This window comes from Fibrobacter sp. UWP2 (genome assembly GCF_900141705.1).
In the GTDB taxonomy this organism is placed as follows: Bacteria; Fibrobacterota; Fibrobacteria; order Fibrobacterales; family Fibrobacteraceae; genus Fibrobacter.
In genome coordinates, this window is the sequence record NZ_FQYM01000019.1 from 51944 (window position 1) to 64233 (window position 12290).

General features: G+C 54.5%; 10 protein-coding genes. 2 read left to right on the forward strand and 8 right to left on the reverse strand.

The window, feature by feature from the left end; genetic code table 11:
- Positions 1–139: 139 nt before the first annotated feature.
- A complete protein-coding gene (gene pta / locus BUB55_RS09745; protein ID WP_073190497.1) occupies positions 140–1540 on the forward strand; it encodes a phosphate acetyltransferase in 1401 nt (466 codons plus the stop codon).
- A gap of 124 nt (positions 1541–1664) precedes the next feature.
- Here the strand turns inward: pta and BUB55_RS09750 are convergent, their stop codons facing one another.
- The 8 genes from BUB55_RS09750 to BUB55_RS09785 all read right to left on the reverse strand — a co-directional run bounded on the left by BUB55_RS09750 (position 1665) and on the right by BUB55_RS09785 (position 10157).
- Positions 1665–2408, reverse strand: a complete 744-nt coding sequence (locus tag BUB55_RS09750) for a hypothetical protein (RefSeq protein ID WP_073190500.1) — start codon at positions 2406–2408, stop codon at positions 1665–1667.
- Between the two features lie 81 nt (positions 2409–2489).
- Positions 2490–3827 carry an ATP-dependent 6-phosphofructokinase gene (locus BUB55_RS09755; RefSeq protein ID WP_073190503.1) on the reverse strand — a complete coding sequence of 446 codons (1338 nt, stop codon included), beginning with the start codon at positions 3825–3827 and terminating at the stop codon, positions 2490–2492.
- Positions 3828–3857: 30 nt separating this feature from the next.
- The gene (locus tag BUB55_RS09760) at positions 3858–5669 is read right to left on the reverse strand and encodes a sensor histidine kinase (RefSeq protein ID WP_073190506.1); all 1812 of its coding nucleotides are present in this window, start codon (positions 5667–5669) and stop codon (positions 3858–3860) included.
- Entirely contained in the window at positions 5651–6379 is a 729-nt protein-coding gene (locus BUB55_RS09765) for a response regulator transcription factor (RefSeq protein WP_073190509.1), read from the reverse strand. Before BUB55_RS09765 ends, BUB55_RS09760 begins: the two co-directional genes overlap by 19 nt.
- A gap of 25 nt (positions 6380–6404) precedes the next feature.
- Positions 6405–7241 (reverse strand): hypothetical protein, encoded by an 837-nt coding sequence (locus BUB55_RS09770; RefSeq protein ID WP_073190512.1) that lies wholly within the window; start codon positions 7239–7241, stop codon positions 6405–6407.
- 171 nt (positions 7242–7412) lie between these two features.
- Positions 7413–8807 (reverse strand): COG3014 family protein, encoded by a 1395-nt coding sequence (locus BUB55_RS09775; RefSeq protein WP_143153000.1) that lies wholly within the window; start codon positions 8805–8807, stop codon positions 7413–7415.
- Between the two features lie 89 nt (positions 8808–8896).
- Positions 8897–9505 carry a penicillin-binding protein activator LpoB gene (locus BUB55_RS09780; protein ID WP_073190516.1) on the reverse strand — a complete coding sequence of 203 codons (609 nt, stop codon included), beginning with the start codon at positions 9503–9505 and terminating at the stop codon, positions 8897–8899.
- Between the two features lie 115 nt (positions 9506–9620).
- The gene (locus tag BUB55_RS09785) at positions 9621–10157 is read right to left on the reverse strand and encodes a PEGA domain-containing protein (protein WP_073190519.1); all 537 of its coding nucleotides are present in this window, start codon (positions 10155–10157) and stop codon (positions 9621–9623) included.
- A gap of 141 nt (positions 10158–10298) precedes the next feature.
- On the opposite strand from BUB55_RS09785, the gene BUB55_RS09790 reads away from it, so the two are divergent.
- On the forward strand, positions 10299–12038 hold the full coding sequence (locus BUB55_RS09790) for an ABC-ATPase domain-containing protein (RefSeq protein ID WP_234971890.1): 1740 nt from the start codon (positions 10299–10301) through the stop codon (positions 12036–12038).
- Positions 12039–12290 lie beyond the last annotated feature (252 nt).

The window sequence follows — 12290 nt, forward strand, 5'->3', positions numbered from 1 at the left end:
GCGAGGTAAAATTTTGTTTAGGTAGTTGCCGTTTCCGTTGTACATGATGTAAATTGGAAGTTTTTTCCAAAAAAAGGCGTGTTTTGCTGTTTTCAAAAAACCTAATTTTAAAGGCGTAAATTCAAAATTGGAGATACCTATGAATCGAGTTTATTTGGTTGCCGCTGCCGAAGCGGAAATGGCCGCTAGGGTCGAAGTCGTAAAGGGTGCTGTTGCCATGGTGGGTCAGAAGGCCGCCGTATACAAGCCGCTCGCCGCCGTGAGTGCAGCTGATGCCGCCGAGCAGATCAAGGCCGGTGCCGATGCCGCCCTCATGGAAAAGATTTGCGCCGACTTTTTGAAGCGGGATTTTGACGCTGTTGATGTGGTGATTGTGGAAGGCGCCGCCGGCATGAGCGCTCTCGTGGGGCAAAAGTTCAACGAAAAACTTGCCACAGCCCTCGATGCCAAGATTTTTGCCAACGGCGAAGATGCCGACCTGTTTTGCCATAGCCGCCTTTTGAAGTGCGAAAAGTGCCTTGCCGCCGACCTCGCTGAACCTGCCGCCGAACGCAAGACGAGCCAGGCGATGTTCCGTGCGGGTCTTTTGGTGAAGGCTTCCAAGGCGGTCAAGCGCATCGCCCTCCCCGAAGGCAGCGAACCGCGCACCGTGCAGGCTGCCTGTCTCGCCGTGGAACGCAAGATTGCGACCCCGGTTCTCATCGGCAAAAAGGCTGAAATCGAGGCTACGGCAAAGTCCGTGGGCGTGACGCTGCCGGCCGGCATCGAGATTATTGAACCCAGTGCCGAACTCGCCGAAAAGTACGTGCCGACGCTCGTGGAGCTCCGCAAGGCCAAGGGCATGACTCCGGAACTCGCCCGCGCCGCCCTTGCCGACAACGTGATGCTTGCGACCATGATGCTCAAGTTCGGTGAAGTGGACGGCCTCGTGAGCGGCGCCATCCACTCTACCGCCGATACGCTCCGCCCTGCCCTCCAGATTATCAAGACGGCTCCGGGCGTGAAGTCGGTGAGCTCCGTGTTCTTTATGTGCATGCCTGGACAAACCTACATTTACGGCGACTGCGCCATCAACCTGAACCCGACCGCCGAGGAACTGGCCGGCATTGCCATGCAGTGCGACGACACCGCCAAGGCGTTTGGACTCCCGAGCCGTGTGGCGATGCTCAGTTACAGCACCATCAACAGCGGCAAGGGTCCGGATGCCGACTTGGTGAAGGCCGCTACGGCCATGGTCAAGGAAGCCCGCCCCGAAATGCTTGTGGATGGTCCGCTGCAGTACGACGCCGCCACGGTGCCGAGCGTGGGTTCGCTCAAGGCCCCGAACAGCCCGGTGGCCGGCAAGGCGACAGTGTTCGTGTTCCCCGACTTGAGCGCGGGCAACATTGGTTACAAGGCGGTGCAGCGCTCGGCTCAGGGCACGATTTCGATTGGACCGATGCTCCAGGGCCTGGCGAAGCCGGTGAACGACCTCAGCCGCGGGGCGCTTGTCGAAGACATCGTGTATACGATTGCCCTCACTGCCGTCCAGGCACAGTAGAGACCGCTCGGGTTGAACTCGGGAGCCGCTTCTCTGGTAAACCCTCGCTCTCGCGCCCGCCCCTGATTAAGATCAGGGGCTTGCCGCTCACGGAGACCGCTCGGGTTGGACTCGGGAGCCGCTTCTATTTCTTGTCGAGTTTGGCGTTGATCTTTTTTTGCAGCTCTTTGAGCTGCCAGCGTCCGCGTTTGTCTTCGAGGAAGTAGCTGGTGCGAATCCCGCGGGCCAGCCCCCGGTCAATGATGTTCAGGGCGTCGGCGTAGCGCTTTTGGTCAAAGCGGAGCTCCGCCAAAAAAAAGTAGGTGTAAAGATCTCTCGGGTCGTTCTTCAATGCCAAATTGAGGTAGTAGTCGGCAGAATCCTTTTTAGGCCACGAGAGGACGATGGGAATGTAGGGGAGCAGCTGGTGCGCCCTTCCTAAAATCTGGTAGTCGTTTGTGGACTTGGCGATGTCGCGAACGCGTGCGGCGACGCCCTCCTTCACGGCGGCGAGAGGGTTCTTCTCGGCACCCCACATGGAGAGCGAAGAAGCGTAGATGTGTGAGATTTCCTTGTTCTTGGGGAACTTCAGGTAGGCAGCTTCGCTAATGTTCTTGAGCGAGTCCAAATGAATTTTGCGTTTGTTCTTGTCGAAGCGGGTAAACCGGAACGCAAAGTAGTAGGATTTGACGTAGCCCTCGGTGGCTTTTTCCAAAATCGAGGAATCTTCCATGGCTTTGCGGTAGGCGTCCTTCATCAAGTGGACGTTTTTGATGTCGGCCTTGTCTCCGTTGGCTCCCTCTGCACGCACGGCGTAGCAGGAATCTGCAAAACGCAGATTCTCGTTGGCGAACAGGAACATTGCCGCCAGCAAAAGAAATCCAAACAATTTAGAGACTAACCCCATTGGAATAAAGCAATCCTTTTTTTTCAAAATAGTAATAAATTTCTTGAATTTAACAAGAACAAACTATTTTGAGCCTTTCCCTTTACCAGAGAAGTAGTCCTGCTGGCGCGTTGCCCCCAAAACGGCATGCCACAGCGTGCCGTTGGGGTCGATTTTTTTACGCTCGTTGACGGCGTATTCAATAGGAACGTGCGTAAACGCCCCGTGCATGCTTCCGACGACCATGTCGGTTTTGCCAGCCATGCCAGCGTGGACCGCACATTCGGCGAGCTGGAAGCAGAAAATGGCGTCGGTTCCCTTGGCGGGGATGCTCCGCACCATATAGCTCGGGTCAAAGTACTTGATGTTGATTTCTTTGCCCACTTCCTTGAAGTGCTCGTTGATTTTTTCGGTGAGGAACTCGCCGATGTCGTTTTTCAAGATGTTGCCGCTTGCGTCGCGACGTTCTTCCTGGTCTTTAAAGAGGTCTTGCCCGGCGCCTTCGGCAACGGCAATCACGGCGTGTGTCTTGCCGCTGCTGTAACGGCTCTCGAGTGCCTTGAACAAAGAATCTAGCGTGAACGGAACCTCGGGCACCAGGCAAAAATTCACTACCGTGGTGGCGAGGCTTGCGTAGGCGGCGATAAAGCCGGAGTCGCGCCCCATCAGCTTTACGAGGCCGAGCCCGTTAAAGGCGCCGTTGGCTTCGTTGTGGGCGCTGGTAATCACATCGGTTGCGCTCAGCACTGCGGTCTCGAAACCGAAGGTTCGGTCGATCAAGTTCAAGTCGTTGTCGATTGTTTTGGGGATGCCTATGATCGAGATTGGCTGTTTGCGCTTTTTGACTTCTTCGGCAATGGCGTGGGCGCCGCGGAGCGTGCCGTCACCACCTATGCAAAAGAGCATGTTGATGTTCAGGCGCATGAGCGTGTCTACCATGACGGCGGGGTCCTGCATGCCGCGGGAACTCCCGAGGATGGTGCCGCCGTCTTCTTGGATGGCGTCAACTACGTCGGGATTCAACACAATGGGGGCGTGCCCGTAGGAGGGGTTCAGGCCGCGGTATCCGTAAGGTATGCCAAAGATGTTCCTGACGCCGTAGTCGAACCAAAGCACTTGCACCAGGCCCTTGATCACGTTGTTCAGGCCGGGGCAAAGCCCTCCGCAAGTCACGATACCGGCACGGGTCCAGGCGGGGTCATGAAAGATGGTTTCGCGCGGACCGGCGGCCTCGAGGGAGGGCACATTGATACCGTGCTTCAAAAACTTTTGGATACGTTGGACATCTGTCGTGAGGCTTACGCAGTCGGCGTCAGAGGCGAAGGGAATGCCCTTCATGGGGGACTTGAGTGTGCCTGTCCCGACAGTTTCAATGGATAGGTCGAACTTTTCTGGATTTTGCAGAATATCTTCTTGTGTCATAGTCTACATCCTAAGTTGCAAAAGTCAAAACTAAATGGACAATGGTGGGAAGTGGATCTTGGTGCGAAGCCCAGGGTTCGCGTTTTCCACCTCGATTCGCATGTTCGAGAGCGTGCAAAGTTTTTTCACCATCGAAAGGCCGATGCCCGTGCCTTGCGTAGTTCGTGTCATCTCGTTTTCAACACGGTAAAATTCCTGGAAAACCTTCTTCATCTCGGACTGCGGGATGCCCGGACCGTAGTCGCGGACGGCGAGGTACACGTGGTCCACATCCAGGCGGAGCTCGATGACGATCATCTTGTAGTCGGCCTTTGCCGAGAACTTGAGCGAGTTGTCCACGAGGTTCGTCAAGATCTGCATAATGGCGTCGCGGTCCATCATGAGCTGGATGCTGTTTACTTCGGTGTCGCACGACACGGTAAGTGAGAATCCATGGTCCTCGATGTTCTTAGTGTACATCGTCACAAAGTCGTCGAGTACCGCCTTGGGCCTGTCTTTTTTGATGTTTGCTGTCCAGCGGTTTCCATCGAGTTTGGAGAGGTTCAGTACATTTTGAATGAGACGCGTGAGCCGGTCGGATTCGCTTGCGATTTGCGAATACTTTTGCATGCGTTTTTCGTCGGTCATCTTGCCGCTGCTCATTTGCAAAAGTTCAGCACTCATCTTGATGGCGGTTAACGGCGTCTTGAGCTCGTGGCTCACAGCCGAAATAAAGTCCTGGCGCTTTTTTGCCATTTCCACTTCGCTTTGCGTGAGGCGGTAGATGGCGATGAGGCCGCCGCCGAGCACAAACAGCACCACTATGCCAAGGAACAGCAAAAAGACGCTGCTGGTGAGGTTGCTGCTCTTTTTCATGTACATGGTCAAGTAAATTTTGTTGAGCGGGGGCATGAGGGGGACCGAGAGAATCTTGGTCGAGTAGTCGGGCCTGCCGAACATGAGCAGATCCTCTTGCGCGGTCGAGAAGCCGAGAACCAGGTCTTTTTCGAGCGGGTAGAATTGCGTTTCGTTTTTGACGAGGTTGCTCAGGTATATGCGGAGGTTTACTACATAGCCTTGCACAAAGAGCTCGCTGCCACGGCGCACGTTACGGAAGAACACGACGTACTGGTTGTTGAATACCGCTTGGAATGGTTCTATTTCGACTTCCTTTGCCCTGGGCAGGTCGCCCAATGAAAAGTCCAGCGTGTCGGTCTTCATGAGTTCGGCATTAAAGGCGAACGATTCCATTTCGGAAGTTTGTTCAAAACGGTTGATGCGGCCAGTCTTCTTTTTCTTGCTTTTTGTGTTGTTGCGAATTTTGGGGTCGTGTTTGTACACACGGTCAATAACGGTCTCCACGGAATCGCGCGGTTGTGCGTTTGCTTCAATCCCCTCGTTTCGAACACCGAGTTCGTCAAGGATGTTGTTGATCTTGAAGCGCACTTCTTCGCGCTTGGTTCGCTCGGCAGGGGAAATCTGTTCCAGTAGGATTTCGCCGAATCTTCCTTCGGGCAAAAACGGCGTGCGGAGCGAGTTGTCGGGGGCAAGCTGGAAGTGCCCGATGAGACCGGCGTACTGGCTTGTGATGGGGTAGTCCACCAGTTCCGAGAGTGTATTTTCTTCGCCGCCAATGACCTGGATGGTGCGGATGAACCCGTACTCCGAGTATGAACGTTTGTCCTCAATGGCGAGGTCCTTCGCAATTTGCTGGTTCAGCGTGTTGGCGACGAACATAGCATGACCCTGGTACAAGGAGTTTGTACCGAGTTCCAACTGCGAATACGCCTGGTAGAGGAGAACTACCAGGGGTAAGGCGATGACAGCAAAGATTGCTGCGAATATTAGGTGGATTTTGCGCATTCAGGTGCGGAACGCATCTGGTAGCCTTCGCCACGGAACGTGACCAAGAGCTTCGGGTGCGCAGGATCGTCTTCGATCTTCTTGCGGAGCTTGGTGATGTGGATGTCAACGGTACGGGTGTCGACCGATTCGGCATTCTCGTAACCCCAGACCTTGCGGAGCAGTTCGGCGCGCGGTACGGCGTGGTCACGGTTGTTCCACAGGTATTCGAGGATTTCAATCTCCTTGCGAGTGAAAGCGAGTTCTTCTTTACCGCGGGTGCCGGTGTATTCGCGGAAGTTCACGCGGAGATTGCCTGCGGCGAGTTTGCCCTCGTTCTCGAGGGACTGGCGGCTACGGCGGAGCACAGCCTCGATGCGGGCGAGGAGCATGGGCACGGAGAACGGCTTCGGGATGTAGTCGTCGGCGCCGAACTTGAGACCGTTGATAATGTCTTCGTCGGCATTCTTGGCCGAGAGGATGATGATGGGGAGGCTTCTGTCTTTTTCGCGAATCTTGTCGCAAACGGTAAAGCCGTCCATGCCCGGGAGCATCAAGTCAAGGAGAACAAGGCCGTATTGACCGGAGAGCGCTTCGGTAAGGCCGCTCTCGCCATCGGCCACGTGTTTGACAGAGTAACCATTCAGTTCGCAGAGGTCCACGAGACCTTCGGCAATGGCGATTTCGTCTTCGATAATGAGAATGCTAGTGCTGCTAGTGTTTTGTGCCATTTTATGTTGTTCCTTTGAAACTTGATTAGATTGCGAGACCGCCGCCGAGTTCAACAGCCATGTTGCCACTGCTGAATTCTTCGGGATAGTCGCCGCCAATGTAGTACTTGAAGTTCGAGTAGATGGCGATGGGGATAATCGGGAGTTTGAAGCGAGCTCCCACGAGGATGTGTCCGCCGACGCTGGTTTTGAGTCCTTCTTTCAAAGCCTGGTCCTGTACGCGCTGCTTCATGGTGTCGCCAAGTCCGTTGACCTTGGGCTGGAGTTCGAGCATCTTGGCTTGGATTGCCTCGGCGTCAAGACCTTCGGTGTTCTGCAAGCCGGCGATTTCCTGGATAAGTCCTGCAATTTCCGGGTCGTCCACCAGTGCGCTCACAAAGCCCTGGTTCAACACGAAGGAATTTGCATGGATGGAGAGGCCGCCACCAATATAGGGTCGAATGATGGGAAGCATCGTGAAGGGGTAGGTGATTGAAATGTCGCCCGTCATGGTGACGAATTTCGGGTTGGCCTTGCCAAACGGGGTTCCGCCAATTTCAATTTCGAGGGGGAGTTCCTGATATGTTCCGTTTGTGGGATCCTTTACCCAGAGGCTAGCATCGTACGAGCCGAACTGGAAGTTCAACGTACCTTCAATGTCAATGATGGGGAGCAGGTCAACCCACAGCTTGAAACCAAAACCTTGCATGGTTCCGTCAAAACCTTCGTGGCTGAACTTGAGATTTTCGGCCACTTTTTGCGGGGTGGAGGCTGCGTCCAACTTGCTGCCAAAGCTCGGGGAGTAGTGCGCGCCAATGCCAATGATGGCGAACGACTGGCTCGCGAGCAAAGCGGCCGCGGCAATCAAAACCTTGAAATTCATAAATCTCTCCTTGGTAAAACTCGTGTGTTGAAACTACATAAAAAAAAGCAAAAAGGCACGCCCTGATTCTTGAAAAAACAACTTTTTAACGGAAAAAAGCGTGCCGAAGCACGCTTGTTTCTAAATGTTTGCGGTAGTTCGCCCGAAAGTCGCTTTGAGCCCGCCTCGGTCTTACTTGATGGCCGGGATGATGAGGAACACCTTTTGGCCTTTTTTCACAGGGATCTTGTCGAAGTTGTAGACGCCGACAGTCTCTCCATGCGAACCTTGGGCGGCGACGCTCACGCTGTGGCTGCCAGGTTCTACAGGCATACGGGTCATGTAGAAGGAGTTGGGGAGGAAGAGCCCCACGCGGAGGTCCGCCTGCTCCAGCTGGCCTTGAGCCACATCGACGCCGATGTTCTTGATGAGGTCAAAGATGCCGTTGCCGGTGTTGGTCGCCTGTTTTGCCTTTTGGGCGGCGATGGTGCGCGTAATGACGCGGATCGCGGTGCGTGTGATGGTCGAAGTCTTTTCGTCTTCCATGTTGCGCTTGAGCTCGTCGTCCACCGCCATCACCTTTTCGGGCTTAATGCGGGTTTTGCCGTCGAGGCTCACCTCGAACTTGCTTACACGGCTGTGGTGGTCGCGGACTTCGGGGAGAGCGAACCCGATGTGGAAAGTCTCGCTCCCGGCTCCCGGGACTATCGGCGCTACGAGAGTGAAGCTGGTCCTGTTGCCGGTCTCGCCGTCCTTGTAGTAAAGGTTCATCACCCCGCCTGAGATGAACGTGCCGGAGAGGTACATCTCGCCGAGGATGGGGCTGTGGCCCGCATAGCCAATGACGATAATCTCCTGGCCCAGTTCCTGCACGGCGGTCGCCTTGGGCGTGCTGGCAAGTTCTGGCTTGTTCAGTGCGCGAATGTCGTCTTCGCGGTCCATGCGGCGCAAGCTCTCGGTAACGAACTCGAACACCTCTTTGGGGACGCCCATCTTACTCTCGTCGTAGGCCTTAATCGCCTTGTAATACGAGATGGCGGCATCGTCCTTCTCGCCGTCCAGGTCGTAGACTAGCGCCGAGAGGTAGCGCAAAAAGCCGTTGTCGTTTACTTTGTCCTGATCCTTTTGGTACAGGGCGTTCATCGCAATTTGCGAACGCTTGACTTCAACGAGGGCCCCGTCCAAGTCGGCCTTGGCGAGATAGTTCAGTATTTGCAACTGGTACAAAGTCAAGAGCTCAAAGGGTCTGGCGCGGTACGGGCGCACGTTGTCGTTGGTTAGCAGCGCGGCGGCCTCGTTCGTGACGGATTTCGTATAAAGGTCCTCGTAGATTTTTTCGGCCTTCGCGAAATTCTTGATGCTCTCGTCAAAGTTCCTGTTGTAGTGGTGCAAAACGCCTAGGTCGTAGTAGTAAAGGAACTCGCTGTTGGAACCGTAAAGGTCTTCCTTTTGGTCCTTCACTTCGGCAATGGTGGCGTCGAAGCCTTTTTTTTCGAGTGTTGGGGCCAAGGTCTCATAACGCGTCATGGACTTGTTGGCGCACGACGCCAACAGGAATGCGGTAAACAACAGGAATATCCGTTTCATAGCGTTGTCCTAGATTGCGGAGGTGGGGTATTACCCTTTGCCCCATTCTACATTACACATTTCACACTACACATTGCAGTGCAGGTGCTTTACATCTTCACGCTGGACTGGGACACGTACTTCTTGATCTTCTTGTCGCCGATCCAAACCTTCTTGTGGCTCTGGATGTCAGTGAGTTCCATGTCGACCTGGTAGTAGATGACCTGTTCGCCACCTTCCTGGTCCACGATGGAGTTGAGCGTGCCGGTGAGCATGAGGTCGGCGCCGATTTCTTGACCGGCGTCCTTGCGGGTCTCTTCGGTGGCGTTGCCGGCCTGGCTTGCGAGCTCGTCACGGAGTTCGGTGCGTTCCTCGGCATTTGCCACAAAGTCGGCCTTGCCGCTGTTGATGAGGGCGCGTTCAATGTCCTTGATGAACGTCTCCACGTTGATGTGTTCGTGGCTCTTGTTGCGGACCTTGCCAATCACCACGGTCGGGACCTGGCCGTTCTTTTGCTGGAGCATGGTCTGGTACCACGGACGGTTGAGGCAGTCGGTAATCATTTCGTCCGCGACGAGGCGGGAGTCGGTATCGTTCCAAGCGCCAGAGAGGTCGGTGACGGAGTTGGAGTCAATGCGGGAAACCTTCTTGCCGCCGCTGGAGCAGCCGACGAGGAAGGCGAGAGAGGCGCAAAGGCAGAGTGTCCAAATCTTAGACATGATGATTCTCCTGTTTTGAATTTAATTACATGTAAATATTAGTTAAAAAAGGCCCTCCGGGGGAGGGTCTTTTTTAATTGCGGCTCAAACACCGGCAGAAGTGCCGTGTGGGCTGTTATTTTTTCTTCTTGCCCGAGGTGGCGTCAAGCTCGATTTCGACAGTCTCTTCGCCTTTCACGGTCACGAGAGTTTCGGCAGACTTGCGGTTGGAGCATTCGGCACGCACCACGTGGTCGCCAGCATCCAGGTTGTGGATGGTGAGCGGAGCGCCGTCGGTCTTGTCGGCCTGGTCGCCATCGACGAAGATGATGCACTTGCCCGGCTTGGTCGAGACCTTGATGTGACCCTTCGGGATCTTGGTACCGAAGTCGAAGGTGTTGCGCTTGTCGTTACCCGGCCAAACGTTCACGCGCTGGTTCACCAGTTCGTAACCCTGGTCAATCACCACGAGAGTCTGGCGGCCCGACTTGACGCTCAAGTTTTCAATGGGGCTCTTGCCGAGATTCTCGCCGCCCAGGTAGACTTCGCTGTTAGGCGGGTTGGTAATGATGTTGACAACGGCCGGCTTGCCGCGCGGAGGTGGGTCGTCGTCAGCGACGGCGGCGGTAAAGAGGAATGCCACCATGAGGGCAAAAACATAGAGCTTTTTCATTGAGTACTCCTATTTTGTTTGTACACTTAAAATAATGTCCAAAATGGAATTTAATTCTTTTTTTTGTCGGTGGGTATTAAAATGCCGAAAAAAGTCTGTAAAAACGTGCGAAATCCATTGCCGATTTGCTAAACTTTGAACATGAAGGCTCTTTATCAAAAAATTCGCACGCTGAATGGCAAAAACTACGGGCTCTACAAGTCGCTGTCCGAAAAAGAATGGGATTTTGGAGACTTTTCGCTCTCGTTCTTGCATGTGCAGGGCGACCCGTTTGCCCCTGCCTCCCGCGTGATGGTAAAGGCGACGCTCGCCCAACTTGGTTACACCTCGGAGTGGAGTGGTTCGTTTGAACGCCGCCTTGCGTTGAGTGATTTTTTGTTACGCCGCCTGAGCGCCGCCGTGTGTGAACGTTACCCTGAAAAGGATGCTGCCGTGGTATTGGCTGTGCCGGGACCGGAGATGCTGGTGCGGAATTCTCTTTGGATAGATAACGGCGAGGTCAGGGCATGCCTTCAGGTTCGGCTCCCGGGTGACGGGCGCAAGATTCAGGCCGAGGCCGCCGCCGAGATTTTGACAATGGTTCTGCCCGACCTGGTTTCTACACTATATAATAGTAGTAGCCAGAGCGAGGGCGGTGTTTGTGCCGAGCTTTTAAAATACTACCATGTTGTGGCGGAGCGGTCTGCCATATTGGAAGTTTTAAAAAAACGCGGCTTGGTCGCCTTTGTGCCCGATGGAGCCGTGTTGCCCCGGGCGTCGGGTCTGTCCAGTAAGCCCTTGGAAGGGGCTGTCCCGTTTGTGACGCCTGCCGAAATGGGAATTACTTTATCTGTAAATGGTCGCGAGATTCGCGGGATGGGGATTCCCGCAGGTGTCACTGTGATTACTGGCGGGGCTTTCCATGGGAAGTCTACGTTGTTGCAGGCTTTGGTCAGTGCGGTCCACCCGCATGTGCCGGGGGATGGTCGCGAGGGGATTGTGGTCGATGAATCCGCTGTCCGTGTTGGCGTCGAGGACGGCCGCAGTGTGCGCGGGACCAATATCTCTGCCCTAGTGCGCGATTTGCCGGGTGGCGTCTCGACCAAGGCCTTCACGTCGCTTTCGGCTTCGGGGTCCACGAGCGAGGCGGCGAACCTTATGGAGGCGATGGAAGCAAGGTGCCGCACGTTCTTTATTGACGAGGATTCCTCGGCAGTGAATTTTTTGATTCGCGACCAACGCGTCCGCGAACTTTTGGGTGACGACCACGAGCCTTTGATTCCGTTAACAGACCGTATTCGCGAAATGGCCTCTGCAGGCTGCAGCTTTATTATTGTAGCGGGGGCCTGTGGCGATTTTTTAAGTATCGCAGACAACGTGATAACCATGGTGAATTATCGCGCTGAGTGCGTGACCGCCAAGGCGCGTGAGCTGTTCGGGAATGCTGCCGCAAAAGCGCTTGATGCGCAGTCTTTGAACCTCAAGCCCTTTGCCGTGCCCGCCTGCCGCGCCATGCTGGATTACATCAAGCCTTTGCAGGGAGGCTTGCGCCCGGCTTCTGCTGTGGAGCGCCAGGTCAAAGTCAAGTTGAATGGCGATAGTTTGTTGCAAATCGGTTTTCTTGTTTCTGATACGGGGCGCATTGCAACGCTTGTCGACAAGGCGCAGCGCCTGGGTGCCGGGCTTATGCTTTTGAACCTTTGCCAAACTGCCATAGGCAATGCCGATGCTGAGTCATTGGGAGAATCTATTGCCTCTGCAGTTGTTACTTTGTACGAAAAAATGAGGAACGTGGGTTTTCGCAACTTGCCGCAGGGCATGAGCCGTGATATGAGCCTTCCTCGCCCCATAGATATAATGTGTGCGCTTTTCCGCCTTGGCGAACAGCCTCGCAAGTGGTAAAAAAAGCTGATTGCTGGATATTGGACGGGATTATTATCTCATGTTTGTTGACAACTTGTTGATATCCTGTATTAAATCTCGTAAATTGGCGAAAAAAGAGCGTCAGGGCAAAAAAAAATGAAATTTTTTTGCCTTTACCCCTTGCATTTATTCCGGAAAATTCTATAATTGGCACCACTCCCGAGACGAGCGGTCCACAAGACCCCGGATCGAAGGGGACGGAGGCCCGAGAGGCCGCCGGGCAGTTTGAAG

Excerpts from the sequence above, each read along its gene's own strand:
- BUB55_RS09760 (WP_073190506.1), bottom strand. The coding sequence starts at position 5,669 with ATGCGCAAAATCCACCTAATATTCGCAGCAATCTTTGCTGTCATCGCC.
- BUB55_RS09780 (WP_073190516.1), bottom strand. The coding sequence starts at position 9,505 with ATGTCTAAGATTTGGACACTCTGCCTTTGCGCCTCTCTCGCCTTCCTC.
- BUB55_RS09790 (WP_234971890.1), top strand. The coding sequence starts at position 10,299 with ATGAAGGCTCTTTATCAAAAAATTCGCACGCTGAATGGCAAAAACTAC.
- BUB55_RS09755 (WP_073190503.1), bottom strand. The coding sequence starts at position 3,827 with ATGACACAAGAAGATATTCTGCAAAATCCAGAAAAGTTCGACCTATCC.
- BUB55_RS09770 (WP_073190512.1), bottom strand. The coding sequence starts at position 7,241 with ATGAATTTCAAGGTTTTGATTGCCGCGGCCGCTTTGCTCGCGAGCCAG.
- pta (WP_073190497.1), top strand. The coding sequence starts at position 140 with ATGAATCGAGTTTATTTGGTTGCCGCTGCCGAAGCGGAAATGGCCGCT.
- BUB55_RS09765 (WP_073190509.1), bottom strand. The coding sequence starts at position 6,379 with ATGGCACAAAACACTAGCAGCACTAGCATTCTCATTATCGAAGACGAA.
- BUB55_RS09775 (WP_143153000.1), bottom strand. The coding sequence starts at position 8,807 with ATGAAACGGATATTCCTGTTGTTTACCGCATTCCTGTTGGCGTCGTGC.
- BUB55_RS09785 (WP_073190519.1), bottom strand. The coding sequence starts at position 10,157 with ATGAAAAAGCTCTATGTTTTTGCCCTCATGGTGGCATTCCTCTTTACC.